Here is a 21,063-nt window from a genome sequence, read left to right as displayed (position 1 = left end):
CGCCGTGGAAAGGACGCACCCGTGACCGGGACACCATCTGTCTTCGCCGGACTGGACGCACGACTCCCCGCGCTGCGCGAGCTCTACCAGGACCTCCACGCCCATCCTGAGCTGTCCTTCCAGGAGGTGCGCACGGCGGGCATCGTCGCCCGGTGGCTGCGGGAGCAGGGCTGGGACGTGACGGAGGGCGTCGGCGGTACCGGCGTGGTCGGCGTGCTCAGAGTGTCGGACGGGCCCGTCGTCCTGCTCCGGGCGGACATGGACGGCCTGCCCGTGCTGGAGGCGACGGGCCTGCCCTACGCCTCCACGCGCACCGGGGTCGACGCCGACGGCAACGAAGTGCCCGTCATGCACGCCTGCGGGCACGACATGCACGTCACCTGTCTGCTCGGCGCGACGGCTCTGCTGGCCGCCGACCGGGACGCCTGGCGGGGCACCGTCGTCGCCGTCTTCCAGCCGGCCGAGGAGGTCAGCGGGGCGCAGGCCATGATCGACGACGGGTTCGCGGAACGCTTCCCGCGCCCGGACGTGTGCCTCGCACAGCACGTCGGGCCCATTCCCGCCGGAACCGCCGCGACCAGACCGGGCGCGGTCATGAGCGCCTCCGACAGCTTCGCCGTACGGCTCTTCGGCCGGGGCGGCCACGGGTCGGCACCGGAGAACACCGTCGATCCGGTCGTGATGGCCGCGGCGGTCGTGATGCGTCTCCAGACGGTGGTCTCCCGCGAAGTGGGGGCGAACCAGGCCGCCGTCGTCACCGTGGGGTCCCTGCACAGCGGGACCAAGGAGAACATCATCCCGGACACCGCGGAAATGAAGATCAACATCCGCAGTTCCGACCCCGCCGTCCGCACCCGGGTACTCGCGGCCGTCGAGCGGATCGTACGGGCGGAGGCCCTCGCGGCCGACACGCCGAAGGAGCCCGAGTTCACCTCCCTCAACAGCTTCCCGCTCACCCTCAACGACCCGGACGCCACCGCCACGGCGGTCGCGGGACTCGGATCGGTGCTCGGGAAGGAGCAGGTCTGGACGCTGCCTCAGCCGATCATGGGCAGCGAGGACTTCGGCGCGTTCGGCTCGGCCATGGGGGTGCCTTCGGTGTTCTGGCACTTCGGCGGAGCGGACCCGGGACTGTTCCCCGACCCGGACCCCGCTTCCCTCGTCGGCGGAGGGCTGCCGCCCGGGGTGGCCTACAACCACTCACCGCAGTACGCGCCCCTCCAGGACCCGACCATCGAACTCGGCGTCCGGGCGCTGCTGGGCGCGGCCGGGCAGTGGCTCGGCATCAGGACGTCGTAGCGGGGCGTCCGTGCATCAGGCCGGCGCCGTGACGACGGATGCGGCGGCCGTCCCGGAACCCGGGACGGCCGCCGCCCTCACCTCCGCGTCCTACGACAGGGGCTCGATCCAGATGTTGCGGTACCGGACCTTGCTCCCGTGGTCCTGGAGACGGATCGGGCCCGCCGTCGGCCCCTCCGGTGCTCCCGCCCCGGTCGGGCCCGCCACGGCCACGTCGTCATGGACCGTGACGCCGTTCCACACGACGGTCACGCGGGCGTCCTGCGTCTTCCTGCCGGCCTCGTCGAAACGCGCCGCCCGGAAGGTGATGTCGTACGTCTGCCATGTGCCCGGCGGCTTAGCCGCGTTGACGTCCGCCGCCTTGCGCTGGTAGATCGCGGCCGCCCCGTCGACGGCGGGGGGCGCGCCGTAGGAGTCGAGCACCTGGATCTCGTAGCGGTCCTGGAGGTACACGCCGCTGTTGGCCCGGTCCTGCCCCGTCACGTCCGGCGGGAGCACCGGCAGCCAGAACTCGGTGTGCAGTTTGAAGTCACCGAACGCCTGCTTGGTGCGGATGTCGCCGCAGCAGACCTCCATCGCGCCGTCCGTCAGCGGCCATTGCGCGGTGCGCCCGTCGGTCTGCTGCCAGGCCGACCGGTCCGCCCCGTCGAACAGGACCACACGGCTTCCATGGGGATGGACGGTGATCATGTCCAGGTTGACGTGCCCGGTGTCGCCGCTGTCGTACCGGTAGCTGATGGTGTTGGCGCCGGCGCGCAGCGGAAGCTGTTCGGTCCGGGTGGACCACTTGTTCCACTCGCCCGTGCTGAGCAGCTGCGTCTGTCCGGTCCTCGTGCCGTTCACGTACACGCTCACCGTCTTGGTGCCGGTGAAGGGATGCGGCCCGTTGGCGTAACGCAGACCGACGTCGTACGTGCCGGCCTCCTCGACGTTCACGTCGAAGGTGGTCGAGGCGCCTTCGGTGCCGTATCCGTCGACGAAGCCGCTGCCGGAGTGACCGGCGTGCTCGGTGTCCGTGCCGGCGCCGCCCGCGAGCCGCGCCTCCTCGGCCTCGTAGAGGGTGACCTCAGGTTGTCTGCCGGGCATGGCATTCAGTGTGTACCAGGCCTCCGTGCTCCACAGCGCCTCGCCGCTCGCGGAACTGAACGGACGGGGTGAGCGCACATGGACCACCCGGTCGGGCTTGAGGCCGGGGATGACGAGGGTGACCTTCTTGCGGTCGGCGGACAGTGCGGCCGACTGCACGGCCAACTTCTCCTCGTCCACCTTCGGGCCGCCGTACTGGGGTGTGGGGACGTACCGCCACTGCTCGACCTGGTAGCCGGCGGCCAGCTTGTCGGCCGTCGCCTGGGACAGCGGCTGGGTGTACTCCAGCTCGAAGCCGTTCCGTTTGGCGCGCATGGCCAGGATGTCGAAGACGTCGTCGCCGTTCGGTGTCAGCTTCTGCAGGCCGTGGGTGAGCTTGCCCTCCTGGCCCCAGTTGCCGCCCGCGCCCAGACCGCCGGCGTAGATGGCGCCGTCCGGGCCCTGGCTGATGCGGTTGACGCCCGCCTCGAGTCCCTGGGTGTGCCGGAACACGGCGCCCTGGTCCTGGCCCTTCACCTTCTCCAGATAGGCGCGCTGGAGACCGCCGTAGGTCACGTCGCCGAACAACAACTGCCCCGCGTAGGGGCCTGTCGTGAGGTGGAGCGGTGTGCTGGGGGAGTTCGCGATCTCGTTCTGCGGCAGCCACAGCACGGGCTTGCTCACCGGGTTGGCGTCGAAGGGGCCGTCCGGGTTCGTGAAGTGGTTGAAGAAGCGGTCCTGCTTGATCCGCACGAGCTTGGAGGCCGGCAGCCAGCCGCCCTGGTTGTCCGTCACGAAGATGTCGCCGCCCGGGCCCCAGCCGATGCCGTTCGGGGTGCGCAGACCGCCGGCGACGTACGACACCTCGCCGGTCTTCGCGTTCACCTTGACCGTGGTGCCGCGGTTGCGCGCGGGCTGCGGATCGGTCGTCGCACCGCCGTAGTTGATGGCCACGGACAGGTTGAGGTAGAAGAACCCCTTGCGGTACAGCAGGCCGAAGGCGAACTCGTGGAAGTTCCCGCCGAAGGGCCAGGTCGCCACTGTGCGCCGTTCGTCGATGACGTCGTCCCCGTCGACGTCGCTGAGCTCGGTCAGTTCGTGCTTCTGCGACACGTAGATCTTGCCGTCGACGGCCTTGATGCCCATCGGTTCCTTGAGGCCGCTCGCGACCTTCTTGACGGTCACCTTGTCGGGCCCGGTGTCATGGGTGACGTTGCCGAGGAGGTAGACCTCGCCGGCGGTGTTGTCGGTGCCGCCCCACGTGGTGACGGCGAGCCGGCCGTCGGGCAGCCAGTCCATGCCGGTGATCTGCGGCTCGAAGCCGGCCGGCCGGAGGTCGGTCAGGTCGTAGCCGGGGTGGACCCCGGTCAGCGGCAGGCCGTCGCCGGGCGAGTCGGTCCCGCTCTCGCACTCCTTGCGGCCCGGCGCGGTCACACGTACGACACCGGCGTCGGTGCTCAGGACCGAGTTCGGCACGACGGAGAAGTCGGAGGCGCCCGGGGGACGCCAGGCGAGCGTGACCTGCTGGCCGCCGGTACGGTCGAAGTGGTCGATACGCAGGGCGTGGTGACCCGCTGTCAGCGTGACCGTCCCGTCCTTGGGTTCGGCGCCGTGCAGGCCGTCGTGGTCGATGACCGGCCGCTCGTCGATCAGCAGCCGTGAGCCGTCGTCGCTGGTCAGCCGGAAGGTGTAGGAGCCGTCCTGGGGGACGTCGATGTTGCCGATCACCTGGGAGACGAAGTTGTCGCCGACGCCGAAGTCGTCGGTGGAACTCCAGTCGATCGTGGGCATCAGCTTGTCGACGTTCGGCGTCTGTCCCGGCTTGATGGAGCAGATCTTGCTCATGGGGAGCTGTATGTCGAATACGCGCAGTGTGACGCCGGGTTCCTGCGGGGGCAGGTCCTCCGCGGCGCCGGCCGCTGCCGAGGCGGGCGGCGATATGAGGCAGCCGGCCAGGAAGGAGGCGGCGACCAGGCCGGTCGTCCGTCTGCGAAGTCGTTGGCGCAACCGTGGATTCATGCATCCTCCCGGGCTCCCTGGCGGCGGGAGCACGTAACGGTGGTGAACGTGGACCACAACGCGGGGCCGCGATCGGCCGCTGCCGATCCGGAGGTTCGAGGGAACGCAGTGCGGTGAGCGAAGGCTCACACAGGAGTGCGCCGCAAACCCTAGGAGCCTTTTGCTGACGCTGTCCATACTTCGTCATCACTGAGAACAAACTTTGCCGCCACAGAGGTGAAGTGACGGCATGGCGGCTCGACTTCGGGGTGTGGGCGAACAAAGTTGACGGGTTGTCACTTCTTGCGCCAGCGGCGGTTCGGTGCTTGTTCTTGTTCGTAACGGCGTACTTACGAGCATCCATTGACACCCGCGTGACGATCCCGCCAGAGTCTTCCCCGCCAGTGATGCCGATCGCGGACCGAGGAGCGTTCCATATGCCCGAAATTCCCGCAGTCTCACGCCGCTTGCTCCTGGGAGGAGCCCTCGCCACCGGCGCACTCGCGGCAGGCGTCGGCTCCGCACAGGCCGCCCCCGCCACCGACTCCGCCACCGCCGTCGACCCGGCACCGCGGCGCAGGCCGGGCCAGAAGTCGATGATCGACGTCGCCTTCGAGCCCCACCGGACCGTCCGTGTGGGAGTGATCGGACTCGGCAACCGGGGCCACGGGATGAGCGAGGGCTGGTCCGTCGTACCCGGCTGCACCGTCACCGCCGTCTGCGACATCCGCGCCGAGCGCGCGAAGCGCACCGCCGACCGCCTCGTCGCCACGGGCAGGCCGCGCCCCGCCGAGTACGGCGGCTCGGACGAGTCCTACGCCCGGATGCTGGAGCGCGACGACATCGACCTCGTCTACATCGCCACACCCTGGGAGTTCCACTACCCGCAGGGCAGGGCCGCGCTGCTGGCCGGCAAGCACGTCATCGTCGAACTGCCCATCGCCACCGGACTCGACGAGCTCTGGGACCTCGTCGACACCTCGGAACGGACCCGCAGGCACCTGATCCTCTCCGAGAACTGCAGCTACGGGCGCAACGAACTCGCCATGCTGAAGATGGCGCACGAAGGGCTCTTCGGCGACGTCACCAACGGGCACGGCGGCTACCTGCACGACCTGCGGGCCCTGCTGTTCTCCGACACCTACTACACCGACGCCTGGCGCCGCCTGTGGCACACCCGCAGCACCGCCTCCTTCTACGCGATGCACGGTCTGGCACCGATCGCCGCGGCCATGGACATCAACCGCGGGGACCGGATGACGGTGCTGCGCGCGACCGCGACCGAACCCAAGGGACTCGCCGACTACCGCGAGCGCTTCGTCCCGCGCTCGCACCCGTCGTGGCAGGAGACCTACATCAACGGCGACCTGGTCACCTGCCTGATCGACACGGCCAAGGGCCGGGTCATCAGGGCCGAGCACGACGTCAGCTCACCCCGGCCGTACAGCCGCATCAACTCCCTCGCCGGCAGCCGGGGCATCTTCGAGGACTACGCGGGCACCTCGACCACCGGCGGACGCATCTACGTCGAGCCCGACCACGGCGGGCACTCCTGGCGCGACTTCGACACCTACCGCAAGGAGTTCGACCACTGGCTCTGGAAGAAGATCGGCGACGACGCCGCGAACAACGGCGGCCACGGCGGCATGGACTACGTCCTGCAGTGGCGCACCGTCCAGCTGATGCGGGCCGGACTGGTCCCCGACATCGACGTCTACGACTCCGCCGCCTGGTGCGCGCCGGTACCGCTCAGCGTCAAGTCCCTCGCGGCCGGCGGCCGTCCGGTCGAGGTCCCCGACTTCACCCGGGGCTCCTGGGTGAATCTGCGCATGGGCCTCGACTCCCGTACCTCAGAGATGCCCCCCGTCGCCTGAGTTCACCACTCGGGCCGACCGACAGAAGGAGCAGACAGTGAGATCAGCCGGACGGATCGGAACCCTCAGAGCCATGGCGGTGGCGGCGGTGCTGCTCGTTCCCGCCCCCGCCGCGGTCGCCGCCGAACCGGAGCCCGCGCCGGCTCCCGCACGGACCGAGGTGACGATAGCGCCCGTGGACCTCGCGGGCCCGGCCATATCGACGGTGAAGGTGACCGTCAAGAACGCCGGACCCGACCGCATGCGGTCCCTGGAGGTGTCGTTCGCCGGGCCGGTGGGCTGGGCCGTACAGCCGTCGGTCCGCAGCGTGGACGGCACCTTCGCCGCCGGCGCCACGGCCGCCGCCGAGTTCCGCATCCAGGTGCCGGAGCCGCGGGCCGGATTCACCGTACGGACCTTCACCGCCACGGCGACCTACAAGGGCGGGGACGGAGCCGGAACGGCGACGGCCACCCGCTCCCAGCGCAGCGGCACACCGCTGGCGGACCTCGCGGACGCCTACAACAACGTCGGCGTCACCGACGAGTCCGACCCCACCCCCGGCAACTACGACGGTGGGGGCAACAGCTTCTCCGCCCAGAAGCTCGCCGACGTCGGCCTGACCCCCGGCGCGACCGTACGGGCGCTGGGCGCGGAACTGACCTGGCCCGAGGCGGCCGCCGGGACCAAGGGCAACGTCTCGAGCGCCGGCCAGGCCGTCACGCTGAACGGCCGGGGCGGCAAGCTGGTCTTCCTCGGCTCCGGCGTCGGCAGCGGCGCGACCGGAACGGCCACCGTCTACTACAAGGACGGCACCACCGGCACCGGCTCGTTCGGCTTCCCCAACTGGTCCTTCGACCCGGCGAACGCCCACGGTGCGACGCTGGTCGCGTCCTCTGACGGCCGCAACCGGCAGAACGGATACGGGAACGCGGGCATCGCCTACCGCATCTTCGCCCACTCGATCCCGCTCGACGCGGCCAAGGAGGTCGACTTCGTGGTCCTGCCGGGCAACGGCAACATCCACGTCTTCGACATGGCCATCGCTCCCTGAGCGCTCAGCGCGTGACATCCCCGGGTCCGCCGTGCGACCGCACGGGCCCGGGGACCGCGTGGTCAGACGGCGTGGACCTTGATGCCCGCCTCACTGAGCCGGGCCGCCGTCTCGGAGGGGAGCGCGGAATCGGTCACCAGTACATCGACGCGGTCCAGGCCGCAGATCCTGGCGAAGGCACGCCGGCCCATCTTCGAGGAGTCGGTCACCACGATGACCCGTCGCGCCCGCTCGGCGAACAGCCGGCTGATGCTCGCCTCGTCCTCCTGATGCGTCATCAGTCCCAGCTCGGGGTCGACGCCGTCGACCCCGAGGACCGCCACGTCCAGGACGACCTCGTTCAGTACGCCCACGGTCAGCGGGCCGACGAGCTCGTAGGTCTGGGGCCGGGCGACACCCCCGGTGACCACGATCTTGATCTGGGGGCGTACGGCCAGCTCACCGGCGATGTTGAGCGCGTTGGTGACGACGGTCAGCGAAGGCGCGGTGACGTCGGAGAGCTCCCGCCGCCCGCCGCCGGCGGCCCGCAGCGCAAGGGCCCGCGCCACTTCGGTCGTGGTGGTGCCCCCGTTGAGGCCCACGACATCACCCTCGCCGATCAGCTTGGCGACGGCCGCGGCGATGCGCTGCTTCTCGGAGGCGTGCCGGGAGGACTTGTAGCGCAGAGGAAGCTCGTAGGAGACGCCGTGCGCGACGGCGCCACCCCGGGTGCGGACGAGCATCTGCTGCTCCGCGAGCTCGTCGAGGTCCCTTCTGATGGTGGCGGGCGAGACCTCGAGGGTCGTCGCGGCCTCCTCGACCTCCAGCTTCCCCTCGGCGGCCAGCAACTCCAGCAATCTGCTCCACCGCTCGTGCTTGGACATGTGACGGACTCCTCCGGGGCCTGGATCCTGCGCTCTCACACGCTAAGGGACGCGGAGCGGGCACTTGCCCGGGGGCGGCACGCTGCTGGATACTGCGCAAAGTGTGTGCTTGTAGATGCTCGGAAATACCATTGATCGTGCAGCATCATGCAAGCACCGCCGGTCGGCGCGAGGGAGGCCGTAGTGACGACGTACCGGGACGCGCATGGAGCCGGTCGCGCTCTTCGCCGTCGCCGAAAGCCGGGTGGTGTCCGCTCCTGCCGCCCGCTCCGTGAAGCGGACCGGTCCCGGCGCCGTCAGTCGCCCCGCCGCCCGTCCCGTACGCCGCTGCCGTCCCGCCACCCCGCACGAAGGAGTTCGTCACCTTGACACCCCACGGTTCCTCCCGCACCTCGGCCGAGATCGCCTCCCAGCCCGACGTCTGGCGTCAGGCGGCCCGGTCACTGCCGCGACACGCCGCCGCCCTTCCCCGCCGGGGCGAGCGCGTCGCGGTCGTCGGCTGCGGAACGTCCTGGTTCATGGCCCAGTCGTACGCCGCGCTCCGTGAGAGCGGCGGCCACGGTGAGACGGACGCGTTCGCGGCCTCAGAGTTCCCGCACGGCCGCCGCTACGACCGCGTCCTCGCCATCACCAGGTCGGGCACCACGACCGAGGTACTGGACCTGCTGCGGCGGGTGAAGGGCACCGTCCCCAGCGGCGCGATCACCGCCGACCCCACGACGCCCGTCATGCAGGCGGCCGACGCGGTCGCCGTCCTGGACTTCGCCGACGAGGAGTCCGTCGTCCAGACCAGGTTCGCCACCGCCAACCTCGCACTGCTGCGCGCCCACCTGGAGGCGGAGGACGCCCTGCCCGGCGGCGTACGCCCCCTCGACCGGGCGATCGAGGACGCCGAGCGGGCCGTTCTCGAACCCCTCGACCCCGGGTTGTGCGCCGCCGAGCAGTTCACCTTCCTCGGCACCGGCTGGACCTACGGCCTGGCGCTCGAGGCCGGACTGAAGATGCGCGAGGCGGCAGGCGCCTGGACCGAGGCCTACCCGGCGATGGAGTACCGGCACGGGCCGATCAGCATCACCGGCCCGGGGCGCGTGGCATGGGCCTTCGGACGGCTTCCGCACGGCCTCGCCGACGACGTCGCACGGGTCGGCGGCACGCTGGTCGCCGGATGCACGGACAGCGCCCAGGACCTGGACCCCCTCGCCGACCTCGTGCGCGCCCAGCGCCTCGCGGTCGCGCTCGCCGAAGCGCGCGGCCACAACCCCGACCGGCCCCGCAACCTCACCCGGTCCGTCGTGCTCGAGAACAGCCATGCCTGAGGCACACGAACGCCGTTTCCGTACGACCGTCACCGTGGAGGAAGTCCATGCCGCTCACGCCCACTGAGGACATCGTCCGCTCCGCGGTCCGAGGCGGCGTGGGCGTCGGAGCGTTCAACGTCGTGCAGCTGGAGCACGCGGAGGCCATCGTCGCCGGCGCGGAGGCCGCCGGCCGGCCCGTGATCCTGCAGATCAGCGAGAACACCGCCCGCTATCACGGGGCGCTGGAACCGATCGCGCTCGCGACCCTCGCCGTCGCCCGCGCCTCCAGCGCCCCCGTCGCCGTCCACCTCGACCACGCGGAATCGCCCGGCCTCGTGCACCAGGCCGTCGAACTCGGCTTCACCTCCGTCATGTTCGACGCCTCGAAGCTCCCCTACGACGAGAACGTGGCGGCGACAGCGGAGATCACCGCCCACTGCCACGCACGGAACGTCTGGGTGGAGGCGGAACTCGGCGAGGTCGGGGGCAAGGACGGCGCGCACGCACCCGGCGTACGCACCGACCCCGCCGAGGCCCGCGCGTTCGTCGCCGCCACCGCCGTCGACGCCCTCGCGGTGGCCGTCGGCAGCTCGCACGCCATGCTCACCCGCGACGCGGTCCTCGACTTCGCGCTGATCACCCTGCTACGGGACAGCGTGAGCGTCCCGCTGGTGCTGCACGGATCGTCCGGGGTCGGCGACGAGGGACTCACGAGAGCGATCGCTGCCGGCATGACGAAGGTGAACGTCTCCACCCACCTCAACAAGGCGTTCACCCGCGCCGCCCGCGCCTACCTCGACGCCCATCCGGAGACCGCGGACCCCAGAAAGTACCTCGGTCCCGCACGGGACGCCGTCGCCACGGCGGTGGCCGGGCTGCTGGCCGTCCTGCACGGTCAGCGGGCGAGCGGGCACGCGAAGACGGCAGCCGCGGTCACGGCAGTGGGGTCCCGCCCGTCGCGTTGACGATCTCGGCCGTGATGTAACCGGCCTGCGGGGAGGCGAGGAAGACATAGGCGGGCGCCATCTCCGCAGGCTGTGCGGGCCGGCCGAACAGCGACTTCTTGCCGAACTCGGCGGTGTCGGGCATCGTCGCGGGAATGAGCGGCGTCCAGACCGGCCCGGGCGCCACGGCGTTGACGCGGATACCGTCGGACGCCACCATCTGCGCCAGACCCTGGGTGAAGGTGACGATCGCGCCCTTGGTCATCGCGTAGTCGAGCAGGTGCGGACTCGGCTTGTAGGCCTGCACCGACGTGGAGTTGATGATGCAGCCGCCCCGGGGCATGTGGGGCAGGGACATCTTCGACACCCAGAACATGCCGTAGAGGTTGGTGCGCATGACGCGGTCGAACTGTTCCGTGGTGATCGCGCCGATGCCCTCCGGCTGCGACATCTGGTAGGCGGCGTTGTTGACCAGGATGTCGATGTGCCCGAACTCGGACACCGCGCGCTCGACGAGGCGCCGGCACTGCTCCTCCTCGCGGATGTCGCACGGCACCGCCACCGCCTTGCGCCCCGCGTCCTCGATCAGCTGCCGTGTCCCCTCCGCCTCCTTCTCCTCTTCCGGCAGGTGGGTGAACAGCACGTCGGCGCCCTCACGCGCGAAGGCGAGCGCCACCGCGCGGCCGATCCCCGAGTCGCCGCCCGTCAGCACGGCCTTCAGATCACGCAGCAGACCACTGCCGCGATAGCTCTCCTCGCCGTGATCCGGCGGCGGGTCCATCGGGCCCGTCCAGCCCGGGTGCTGCTGCTCCTGCTTCGGGAACTCCGGCTCCGGATGCTTGGACCCCGGATCCCTGGCCTCCTGGTTCTCCTCGGGCACGGCGGACTCCTCCCTTGCTGCGGTTGTACGTCCCGGCGCGGCTGCGGATGTACGCCTCGGCGGGCTGTCCCGCCTACCCTCCGGCGCCGTAGGAATGCCCGCAAACGGGGCACGGGGCTGCCGCGTACGCGCGGTGCCCCAGTCCCGGGTGAGAGCCGCGCACTGACGGGTCCCACCCGTAGGGCAGGCGGATCACCTCGTCACGGCCTCACCCACAGGCGGGGCGGTGCGAGCGGGCGCGGCCCGCCGCGAAGACGGCCCCGGCGACTGCGGCGGACCGGCTTTCGGGCGCTGTTCGCGGGCACGGCCGCGCCTCGCGTGCCGGCCACCCGAGCGGCGGCCGGGCCGCGGGGTGTGGGGACGTGGGGCCCGGGGCGGGAACAGGCTCTCCTCGTAGCGGTCCAGTGCGAGTACCAGTCCGAGGAGCAGAACGGGCAGCAGCAGCGCGACCACCATCGCCACGGCGCCCGCGGGGCCCGCTGTCACGGTGCCGGCTCCGTGCCCGGAGGCGGACAGCCGGCCGCCAGGTCTCTCGCCCCCGCTCCCGGACGGCGGGCCACGCGCACGGCGCGGTCCAGGAAGTGAATGCGCTGCGTGAGCTGCCGCGGCAGCGTTGCGATGTCTGCCATGTCCTTGCGCCTGCCCCGCCCGGGACGGCTTACGCGGCGGCCACGCCGTCGAGGCGCCGGCGTGGCGGGTGTTCCGCACCTTCGCGGCCGGGGCGGAGGACGGCGGCGCATCGAGCTGCCATGAGCGGGCACACGACAGATCTCGACCTCGGCCTCGGAAAGTGGTGGGAAATGCGCACAGTGGGTGTGGAGGAGGAACTGCTCCTCGTGGATCCGGACTCGGGCGAGCCGCGTGCCCTGGCCGCGGCGGTGCTCGCTTCCGCCGAGCGGGAGAGCAGCGAGGACCGGGAGGTGTTCGAGGCGGAGCTCCAGCGTGAGCAGCTCGAGTTCGCCACCGTTCCGCAGGAGTCGATGGACGATCTCGCGGACGAGATCGGCCGCCGGCGCGCCGAAGCCGCCCACCACGCCGAACGCCTCGGCGCGGCGGTCGCCGCGCTGGCCACCTCGCCGCTGCCGGTCACCCCGTCGCTGTGGGGCGGCGAGCGGTACGGGTGGATGGCGGAGGAGTTCGGCCTGACCACACAGGAACAGCTCACCTGCGGCTGCCACGTCCATGTGGCGGTCGAATCGGACGAGGAGGGTGTCGCGGTCCTCGACCGCATCCGGCCCTGGCTCCCGGTCCTCGTGGCGATCAGCGCCAACTCACCCTTCTGGCAGGGCAAGGACAGCGGCTACTCGAGCTATCGCAGCCGGGTCTGGGCGCGCTGGCCGTCGGCGGGGCCGGTGGAGCTGTTCGGGTCCGCCGAGCGCTACCACGAGCAGGTCGAGGCGATGGTCGGCACCGGCGCCCTGCACGACCAGGGGATGATCTACTTCGATGCCCGGCTCTCCCACCGGTATCCCACCGTGGAGATCCGTGTGGCGGACGTCTGCCTCGACCCCGGGACCACCGTGCTCGTCGCCACGCTCGTCCGCGGGCTGGTGGAAACGGCGGCACGCGAGTGGCGGGAGGGCCTGCCGCCGGTGGCGCACGGTGTCGGCCTGCTGCGGCTGGCGGCGTGGCGCGCGAGCCGCTCAGGCCTGGAGGAGCGGCTGATCCACCCGATCACGATGCGCCCGGAACCGGCCGCCGACGTCGTGCGGGCGCTGCTCGACCACGTCGGCGACGCGCTGAAGGGCACCGGCGACGCGGACCGTGCCGCGGACGCGGTCGCCGCGCTGCACGCGGACGGCAACGGCGCCCGTTTCCAGCGCGAACTGCTGCACCGGACGGGGAGCCTCCGGGACGTGGTCGCCGCGTGCGTGCGCAGGACCGCCGGTCGCTGAGGCCGCGGCAGGGGCGGTGCCCTTCGTGGGTGCCGCGGCAGGGGCGGTCGCGGGCGGGGCGCTCGGGCTGCCGAGACCGCGCGTGCCGCGTGAGCCGGGACGGGGGCGGTCCTGGCCGGCCGAGCCTGTCGGGACACGCGGTTGGTCGGACGAGCCGTTGTGTCGGGACGCGCCGGGGCCGCGCGTGCCGGGGCCGCGCGTGCCGGGACGGGGCGGTCCTGGCCGGCCGAGCCTGTCGGGACGCGCGGTTGGTCGGACGAGCCGTTGTGTCGTGACGCGTCGGGGTCGCGCGTGCCGGGGCCGCGTGAGCCCCGGGGCACTGGCGGAGACGGGCCGGCAGCGGCTTTGTCGGGACGGGCCGGAGCCGGCGTGCCGGGAGGAGCCGGACGAGCCGAGCCGGGACGGGCAGGCCCAGGGTGGGAGGTGCCCGGGCTGGACGTGCCCGGGTCGGACGAGCCGTTGCGTCGTGACGCGTCGGGGCCGCGCCTTCCAGGGCCGCGCGAGCCCAGGGGTGCTCACGGAGACGGGCCGGCAGCGGCCTTGTCGGGACGCGCCGGGACCGGCAGGAGCCGGACGAGCTGAGCCGGGACCCGGGCCGGCCCAGGGCTGGACGTGCCTGGGACGGACGCGCGGTTGGTCGGACGAGTTGTTGCGTCGGGACGGGCCGGGGCCGGTCGAGTCGGTGTCGGGACGAGCCGAGCCGGGACGGGCCGGCCCAGGGCCGGATGCCCGGCAAGGACGCGCGGTTGGTCGGACGAGTTGTTGTGTCGTGACGGGCCGGGTCGCGCGTGCCGGGGCCGCGTGAGCCCCAGGGCGCTCGCGGAGACGGGCCGGCAGCGGCCTTGTCGGGACGGGCCCGGGCCGGCCGAGTCGGTGTCGGGACGAGCAGAGCCGGGACGGACCCGCCCAGGGCGGGACGCGCCGAGGACGGCCACGTCGGGACGGGCCGGGCCGGGGCGGCGCGGACCCGCTGCGCGGAAGACGCATGGATCTCCGCTGCCGGGGCATACGCCCATCGGGCCCCGCCGCGCATCCCCCGTCGCGGCGGGGTCTCCCGCTGTCGTGGGTCAGCCGCTCCGGCGGGCGGTCACCAGGAGGTACTCCCACTCCATCCCGGAACTTCCCGAGCCGCCGCCGTGCTCGCGGGCCAGCTCGGCGAGCGCCTGGTCCAGCTCGGCGACCCGGTCGGGGGAGTCGGCGATGTTGCGGTAGACGGCGATGGTCGGCCCGTACACGGCCTTGAAGTAGTCGCGGAAGGCCTCAGGCCGGTCGAAGCGGTCCACCCGGACCGTCTGCCGGCGCATCTCGAGATCGGTCACCTCATCCCCGAGAAGCGCCCTGACGTGCTCTTCCTTCCCCCAGAGCGGCGGGGGCTTCGCACCGGGAGGCGGCGGTGGGGCGTACGGCTTCATGGCGGCGAACATCTGCCCGATGAAGCCTTCGGGCGTCCAGTTGAGCAGGCCGACGGTCCCGCCGGGGCGGCAGACCCGGAGCAGTTCGCCGGCGGTGGCCTCGTGGTGCGGGGCGAACATGACCCCGACGCAGGACATGACGGTGTCGAACTCGCCGTCGCCGAACGGGAGCGCCTCGGCGTCGGCCTCGCGCCACTCGAGCTCCACACCCTGCTTCCCGGCCTGTTGCCGCCCCGCCTCCAGCAGCTCGGGGGTGAGGTCGCTGGCCGTGACATCGGCTCCGGCCCGCGCCGCGGGGATCGCGGCGTTGCCCGTCCCGGCCGCGATGTCCAGAACCTTGTCGCCGTCCCCCACGCCGCACGCTTCCACCAGGGTCGTGCCCAGCTCCGGGATGAGCTCACCGGCGAGGGTGGGGTAGTCGCCCAGCGCCCACATCTTGCGGTGCTTCGCCTTGAGCGCCACGTCCGCCTGGACGTCGGATCGGGCCGCTTCGGTCGCGTCTGCCATGACAGACCTCCTAGGAAATCTGGCCGGAGGCCGTCGGGAAGCGGCCTCTTCCGGCCGTTTTCGCCAGCGTTGACGAACTTGTGCCGGTGGTTCCCACGATAGAGAGCGGTGGGTACGCTCCGCCCGCTGTCCGCCTGCTCCGCGCTTCGGCACTCCGGTGCGGCCCGGTCGGGAGCGGCCCGTGCCCCGGTGCCGCCCGGTTCGACAGGCGTGCCGGGTGCGGCCCGTTCCACCCGGCCGCAACCGCAGGCTCAGTCGACCTCCAGCACGATCTTTCCCCGGGTGCGGCCCCCCGCGCTCAGCCGGAACGCCTCGGCCGCCTCGGCCAGCGGCAGGGCGTGGTCGACGTTCACGGTGAGGCTCCCGGAGTCGGCGAGCCGGCCGAGATCGGTGAGATCGGCGGTGCTCGGCCGCACCCAGACATGGTGCCCGCCGCGCTGTCTGACCGAGGCGTCCACGACGGACGCGACGCGGGTCCGGTCGGTGAGCAGCTGCTGGGAGACCTCCACGGCGTCCTCGCCGACGTAGTCGACGGCGGCGGTGATCCCGTCGGGCGCCAGTTCGCGTACGCGCTCGGCGAGGCCCTCGCCGTAGACGACAGGCTCGGCGCCCAGCGAGCGGAGGAAGTCATGGTTGCGCTCGCTCGCCGTACCGATGACCCGGGCGCCCAGCGCCACCGCGATCTGTACGGCGAAGGAGCCCACCCCGCCGGCGGCCGCGTGGACCAGGACGGTGTCGCCGCGCGTCACGCCGATGCGGGCCAGCGACTGGTGGGCGGTGAGCCCCGCGAGCGGCAGGCCGGCGGCCTGCCGCCAGTCGAGCGAGGACGGCTTCTTCGCCAGTGTGCGGACCGGGGCGGCGACCAGCTCGGCGAACGTGCCGTGCTGCACCTCGTCCTTCCTGACGTAGCCGCAGACCTCGTCGCCCACGGAGAACTCGGTCGCGTCCAGGCCCACCGCCTCGACGACGCCGGACATGTCCCAGCCGGGGATGAGCGGGAAGTGGGCGTGCATGATCGGGTCGAGGTATCCGGCGACGATCTTCCAGTCGACGGGATTGACGGCGGCGGCCTTCACACGGACCAGGACGGCGTCGGGTGCGATCTTGGGATCAGCGGTCTCGGTGAACTCCAGGACATCGGGGCCGCCGTAGCGGTCGGCTGTGATCGCTCGCATGGTTCTTTCTACACCGCAGGTGTGCCGCTGCCCGGACCGTGCCGCCTCCGTGTCGGCGCCGCCCGGACGGGTACCCGCCAAGCGTCCGGCACCACTGGAGACGTTCGACGAGGGATGCGGAATGAGCGACGACTACCGGCCCGAGGGTTTCGAGGACAGTGAGGCCCCGCTGCCGCGTGACATGCCCGACCAGCAGGCCGGCACGGACGAGGAGCCGTCTTCCGGACAGGACTCGCCGGACCGGGAGGCAGGTCAGGGCCGCGACGCCCGGACGGAGGAGACCGGGGGAGACGTGCCCGACATGGACGAGGCAGGCGCCGGCCCGAGGGGAGCGCCTGACGACGAAGGCGGGCAGCCCGGGACGCCGGCACCGGAGGAGTCCACCGGCTGACCGCGCCGCCGACCGCCGCACCCCGGTCCCGCGGAAGCGGCTTTCGCCGGGGACCGTGCCCGTACGCCCGTGATCGGTATTGTCCTGCCGAACGGTCGAACGATCAGCGGTGACTCGGCAGGGGAGGCCACGGGCATGCGGGAGCCGAGCGAGGTGCGGCGGCGGCGGATCCTCGCTGTGGTGCGGTCGAGAGGATCGGCGCGGGTCAGCGACCTCGCCGCCGAACTGGAGGTCTCGGTCGTGACCGCCCGGCGGGACGTCGAAGAGCTCGCCAGGGCGGGCAAGCTGCGGCGCGGGCACGGGGTCGCCCGTTCGCTCGACTCCGTGGCCCGGGCGCAGGCGCCACGGTCCGCGCCCTCCCATGGAGCGGGCGACGCTGCGGTGGCTCTCGTCGTCCCTGAGCGGCACACGTATCTGTACGAGACCATGCACGGCGCCCGTACCGTCCTCGACGCCGCCGGGATACGGGTGGCCCTGCACATCACGCCGCAGGCCACCGGAGCCGAACGTCCGCTCGTGGAGCGCGCCTTGGCCGACGGCGCGCGGGGACTGCTGATCGCCCCGCGATGGCGCACGGTGGCCGAGGAGGAGGCCGGCCACGCCTGGCTCGCGGGCCTTGACGTGCCCACGGTGCTGATGGAGCGCAGGCCGCCCCGCGGGAGCGCGCTGCACGCCATGGACTCCGTCTGTTCCGACCACTGGTACGGGATGCGTCTCGCGGTCGACCACCTCGTGTCGCTGGGGCACCGCAGGATCGTGCTGGCCGCGCGGGACGACAGCCCCACGGCACGGGCGCTGCGCTCGGCCTTCGCCGGGATCGCCGGGGGCCTGGAGGAGATCGAGGACTGGTCCGTCGTACTGAGCGCCTCGTCCTCGGAGGCCGCCGACGGCGCCGCCGGTCCGGCGGAGCGGCAGGGGACCGGTGACGGGGGCGGTCCCGTCACCGGCGAAGGGCTCGCCCGCCTGCTGCGGGAGCACGACTTCACGGCCGCCGTGCTGCACGGCGACGTCGATGCCCTGATGCTGGTGCAGCAACTCGCCGACAGCGGAGTTCGGGTGCCCCAGGACTGCTCCGTGGTGGCCTACGACGACGTGGTGGCGGCCTTCGGCAGTACGCCGCTCACCGCCGTCGCGCCGCCGAAGGCCGCTGTGGGGCGGGTGGCCGCCGAGCTGCTCGTACAGCGGTTGTCCCGGCCGGGCGCCCCGCCCCAACGGACCGAACTGCTGCCCACGTTGCAGATCCGCGGATCCGCCCAGGATCTGGCGTCTGATCGTTCGACCGTTTGAGTTTTCGTCGATCGTTCTATTGACCTTGATCGACCAGTCGCTCAGGATGCCTGTGTCCCCCGCTCCGTAGTCGCCCGGCCTCCCACTGTCACCCCTCACAAGCGGTTTCTGTCGGGCCCATGGTGGGCGGACAGCGCCGTGGCCCGTACGCCCACCCCGCGAGGAGAGAGATGCCCCGCTCCGCCGGTGCCGCCGCAGGCAGCTCCGCCCGTCCCCGTGCCGCGCTCGCCATGGCACCGGACGCGGCAGCCGCCGTGCTCGACCCCACCGCCCTGGCCGCCCTCGCCGGCGTGTGCGATCTCGCGCCCGGCCCCGCCCTTGACGACTTCTCCACCGGGCGGGCGCGCGAAGTCCTCCACGACACCGAGGTCCTGGTCACCGGCTGGGGCTGCCCGCCGCTGGACCGCGCTGCGCTCGACGCCGCCCCCCGGCTGGGTGCCGTCGTCCACACGGCCGGTTCGGTACGCGGCCACATCACCGACGCCTGCTGGGAACGCGGCATCGCCGTGTCCTCCGCGGCCGCGGCCAACGCCCTTCCGGTGGCCGAGTACACCGTCGCCATGATCCTCCTCAGCGGCAAGCGCGCGTTGGAGAGCGCGAGGACACTGCGCGCGCAGCGCCGCCGCCCCGCGCTGCTCGGCACACCGCGCGACATCGGCAACTACCGCCGGACGGTCGGCATTCTGTCCGCCTCGCTGATCGGCCGCCGGGTGATCGAACTGCTGCGCGCGTACGACCTCGAGGTGCTGCTGCACGATCCGTACGTCGAGGAGGACGACGCCACCGCGCTCGGCGTCGGGACCGTGGGCATCGGCGAACTCTTCGCCCGCAGCGACGTGGTCAGCGTCCACACCCCGCTGCTGCCCGCCACCCGCGGTCTCGTCAGCGGGGAACTGATCGGCGCCATGCGGCCGGACGCCGTCCTGATCAACACGGCCCGCGGCGCCGTCGTCGACCAGGACGCCCTCACCGAAGCGGCCACCGAGGGCCGCATCCGCGCCGTACTGGACGTCACCGACCCCGAAGTCCTGCCGCCCGAGCACCCGTTGTGGGACTGCGACAACGTCACCATCACGCCCCACATCGCCGGCTCGCTCGGCAACGAGTGGGGGCGGCTCGCCGAGCTCGCCGTCGCGGAGGTCGCCCGCTGGGCCGGCGGCGAGGAATTCGCCCACCCCGTTCTGCGAGAGAGGCTGGCCCGTCTCGCATGAGCCTTGGACTGCCCGGCGACGACCGGGTCCTGAGCCCGTACACCGGATACACCCGTGAGCACTGGGAGGCGGCGGCCGACGGCCTCCTGGCGGCCGCCCGGCGGTGGTCGACCCCGCGAGGCGCCCTGCTGGACCTCCCCGGCCGCCCCTCCGCCTCCGGGGTCCGCTCCGACGGACTCGAGGGATTCGCCCGCACCTTCCTCGCCGCCGCCTTCCGGGTCGCGGGAGCGGACGGCCACGACCCGCACGGATGGCTGGAGCGGTACGCCGAGGGGATCGCCGCCGGCACCCGAAGCCCCGGCCGGGACGACACCGAGTCCTGGCCCGTGATCCTCGGCCACGATGTCGCGGGCCAGCCCATGGTCGAATCCGCTTCCGTGGCCCTCGGCCTGCGGATGACCAGGCCCTGGCTGTGGGACCGGCTCGGCGAGGACGTCCGGGACCGGGCCGAGGAGTGGCTTCGCGGCGCACTGCGCCATGTGCCCTCGCCCAACAACTGGTACCTCTTCCCGTACACCGTGGCCGGGTTCCTGGAGTCGGTCGGCCGAGGCGACGCGGAGACCGCGCGAGCCCGCGAGCGCGCCCTCGAACTGATGGAGAGCTGGTACCGCGGCCAGGGGTGGTACGCCGACGGCGACGGCCGGGCGTTCGACCACTACAACGGCTGGGCCCTGCACCTGTATCCGGTGCTCGACGGCCATCTCGCCGGCGCCGCGGAAGACCCGTACGCCCAGCGCCTGCACGAGCACCTGGAGAGCTACGGGCTCCTCTTCGGCTCGGACGGGGCGCCCGTCCACTTCGGGCGCTCACTCACCTACCGCTTCGCCGCCGCCTCCGCGGTCGGCCTCGGGGCCGTCACCGGGTGCACGCCGCTCGAGCCGGGCGCCTCCCGCCGGCTGATCAGCGGCGCGCTGCGCTACTTCCTCGACCGCGGCGCGGTCGGGCGTGACGGGCTGCTCACCCTCGGCTGGCACGGGCGGCACGAGGAGACGCTGCAGAACTACTCCGGGCCGGCGTCCCCGTACTGGGCCTCCAAGGCATTCGTCTGTCTGCTCGCCCCTGCCGGGCATCCGCTGTGGACCGCCACGGAAGAGGCCGCGCCGAGCGAGGGACCGGACCGGGTGCTGGCACTGCCCGCACCCGGGCTGCTCGTTCAGAGCACCCGAGCCGACGGAATCGTCCGGCTGCACAACCACGGCAGCGACCATGTGCGCCCGCAGGAGGGGGAGTCGGCCGCCGACGACGATCCGCACTACGGCCGTCAGGCGTACTCCACCCGCACCGGTCCGACGTCCACCGCCAACACCGCCGACAACCACCTCGGGCTCGTGGTCGGCGGCGTGCGCAGCGCCCGCCGCCGCATCCACCCACTGGGCGCGGGCCAGGGCGACGGCTGGGGCTGGGCCGCGTCCTGGCACCGGCCGGTGTTCCCCTCGGGGCCGCCCATGGTGCCCGGCCTGCGGGTCGAGAGCGTGACCGTCGCCCGTGGCCGGCTCGAACTGCGCGTGCACCGGGTCACCGGCGCCCCGCCCGGCGCCGGCGTCGAGCAGACGGGCTGGGCGACCGGCCCGGACGAGGCGCTGCACTCGGCGCTGTATCCGCTCCACGGCTGGCTCGAGAAGGACGAGGTACGCGCACCGCAGGGGACCGCGTACACGCCGTGGGCCGTGCTGCCGAGGCTCACCGCCCCGGCGCGGGGCACCGGCGTCTATGCGGCGCTGGCCGTGCTCTGCGGCGAGCCGGAGACCGCTTCCGATGCTGATGGCGGGGCCGTTCCGGCTGCCGACGCCGTCGCCGCGGTGACCGTGGACGACGACGGCATCGAGGTGCGGTGGGCCGACGACGGCGCCCTGACCCGGATCACCTTCGATCCCGTCGCCGTCACCATGCGAGCCGTGCGGCAGCCATGACTCGCCGGCCGGGGCCGTGGG

16 protein-coding genes are annotated in these 21,063 nt (G+C 72.4%); 10 read left to right on the top strand and 6 right to left on the bottom strand.

Translation table 11 applies throughout. The features are described from left to right. The first annotated feature begins 21 nt into the window (after window positions 1-21). Window positions 22-1,299 carry an amidohydrolase gene (locus SPRI_RS02480; protein ID WP_005307888.1) on the top strand — a complete coding sequence of 426 codons (1,278 nt, stop codon included), beginning with the start codon at window positions 22-24 and terminating at the stop codon, window positions 1,297-1,299. A gap of 90 nt (window positions 1,300-1,389) precedes the next feature. Here the strand turns inward: SPRI_RS02480 and SPRI_RS02475 are convergent, their stop codons facing one another. After that, complete coding sequence (locus SPRI_RS02475; RefSeq protein WP_005307885.1) at window positions 1,390-4,383, bottom strand: family 16 glycoside hydrolase; 2,994 nt, start codon at window positions 4,381-4,383, stop codon at window positions 1,390-1,392. A gap of 416 nt (window positions 4,384-4,799) precedes the next feature. Here SPRI_RS02475 and SPRI_RS02470 point away from each other — a divergent pair, with 416 nt between their 5' ends. Beyond that, window positions 4,800-6,236 (top strand): Gfo/Idh/MocA family protein, encoded by a 1,437-nt coding sequence (locus tag SPRI_RS02470; RefSeq protein ID WP_037772991.1) that lies wholly within the window; start codon window positions 4,800-4,802, stop codon window positions 6,234-6,236. A 37-nt stretch (window positions 6,237-6,273) separates the two neighbouring features. Then, entirely contained in the window at window positions 6,274-7,269 is a 996-nt protein-coding gene (locus SPRI_RS02465; RefSeq protein WP_005307881.1) for an NEW3 domain-containing protein, read from the top strand. Between the two features lie 62 nt (window positions 7,270-7,331). On the opposite strand, the gene SPRI_RS02460 is transcribed toward SPRI_RS02465, so the two are convergent. Continuing rightward, the gene (locus tag SPRI_RS02460; RefSeq protein WP_005307879.1) at window positions 7,332-8,132 is read right to left on the bottom strand and encodes a DeoR/GlpR family DNA-binding transcription regulator; all 801 of its coding nucleotides are present in this window, start codon (window positions 8,130-8,132) and stop codon (window positions 7,332-7,334) included. 365 nt (window positions 8,133-8,497) lie between these two features. On the opposite strand from SPRI_RS02460, the gene SPRI_RS02455 reads away from it, so the two are divergent. Together SPRI_RS02455 and SPRI_RS02450 are read left to right on the top strand one after the other, a co-directional pair. Continuing rightward, window positions 8,498-9,448: an SIS domain-containing protein gene (locus SPRI_RS02455; RefSeq protein ID WP_005307877.1), complete on the top strand. Its 951-nt coding sequence runs from the start codon at window positions 8,498-8,500 to the stop codon at window positions 9,446-9,448. Window positions 9,449-9,495: 47 nt separating this feature from the next. Continuing rightward, window positions 9,496-10,395, top strand: a complete 900-nt coding sequence (locus SPRI_RS02450; protein WP_005307863.1) for a class II fructose-bisphosphate aldolase — start codon at window positions 9,496-9,498, stop codon at window positions 10,393-10,395. On the opposite strand, the gene SPRI_RS02445 is transcribed toward SPRI_RS02450, so the two are convergent. Further along, entirely contained in the window at window positions 10,364-11,254 is an 891-nt protein-coding gene (locus SPRI_RS02445; RefSeq protein WP_005307860.1) for an SDR family oxidoreductase, read from the bottom strand. The two genes, SPRI_RS02450 and SPRI_RS02445, sit on opposite strands and share 32 nt — an antisense overlap. Window positions 11,255-11,446: 192 nt before the next feature. Further along, entirely contained in the window at window positions 11,447-11,740 is a 294-nt protein-coding gene (locus tag SPRI_RS38400; RefSeq protein WP_159039466.1) for a hypothetical protein, read from the bottom strand. A gap of 314 nt (window positions 11,741-12,054) precedes the next feature. Here SPRI_RS38400 and SPRI_RS02440 point away from each other — a divergent pair, with 314 nt between their 5' ends. Beyond that, the gene (locus SPRI_RS02440) at window positions 12,055-13,149 is read left to right on the top strand and encodes a glutamate--cysteine ligase (RefSeq protein WP_005307855.1); all 1,095 of its coding nucleotides are present in this window, start codon (window positions 12,055-12,057) and stop codon (window positions 13,147-13,149) included. A gap of 1,067 nt (window positions 13,150-14,216) precedes the next feature. On the opposite strand, the gene SPRI_RS02435 is transcribed toward SPRI_RS02440, so the two are convergent. Both SPRI_RS02435 and SPRI_RS02430 read right to left on the bottom strand, forming a co-directional pair. Beyond that, the gene (locus SPRI_RS02435; RefSeq protein WP_005307854.1) at window positions 14,217-15,068 is read right to left on the bottom strand and encodes a class I SAM-dependent methyltransferase; all 852 of its coding nucleotides are present in this window, start codon (window positions 15,066-15,068) and stop codon (window positions 14,217-14,219) included. 251 nt (window positions 15,069-15,319) lie between these two features. After that, entirely contained in the window at window positions 15,320-16,243 is a 924-nt protein-coding gene (locus tag SPRI_RS02430; RefSeq protein WP_053556669.1) for an NADP-dependent oxidoreductase, read from the bottom strand. On the opposite strand from SPRI_RS02430, the gene SPRI_RS02425 reads away from it, so the two are divergent. From SPRI_RS02425 to SPRI_RS02410, 4 genes are all read left to right on the top strand, one after another. Next, a complete protein-coding gene (locus SPRI_RS02425; RefSeq protein ID WP_005307850.1) occupies window positions 16,242-16,634 on the top strand; it encodes a hypothetical protein in 393 nt (130 codons plus the stop codon). The genes SPRI_RS02430 and SPRI_RS02425 overlap by 2 nt on opposite strands. 135 nt (window positions 16,635-16,769) lie before the next feature. Continuing rightward, window positions 16,770-17,921 (top strand): substrate-binding domain-containing protein, encoded by a 1,152-nt coding sequence (locus SPRI_RS02420; protein ID WP_037772985.1) that lies wholly within the window; start codon window positions 16,770-16,772, stop codon window positions 17,919-17,921. Between the two features lie 170 nt (window positions 17,922-18,091). Beyond that, window positions 18,092-19,132 carry a hydroxyacid dehydrogenase gene (locus tag SPRI_RS02415; RefSeq protein ID WP_005307848.1) on the top strand — a complete coding sequence of 347 codons (1,041 nt, stop codon included), beginning with the start codon at window positions 18,092-18,094 and terminating at the stop codon, window positions 19,130-19,132. Beyond that, window positions 19,129-21,042, top strand: coding sequence for a DUF2264 domain-containing protein (locus SPRI_RS02410; protein WP_037772983.1), 1,914 nt, complete (start codon window positions 19,129-19,131; stop codon window positions 21,040-21,042). Before SPRI_RS02415 ends, SPRI_RS02410 begins: the two co-directional genes overlap by 4 nt. Window positions 21,043-21,063: the final 21 nt, after the last annotated feature.

Origin of the sequence: Streptomyces pristinaespiralis (assembly GCF_001278075.1) — a bacterium.
In the GTDB taxonomy this organism is placed as follows: domain Bacteria; phylum Actinomycetota; class Actinomycetes; order Streptomycetales; family Streptomycetaceae; genus Streptomyces; species Streptomyces pristinaespiralis.
Note: the sequence above shows the minus strand (reverse complement) of the source record. Positions and strands in the feature narration are given on the sequence as shown.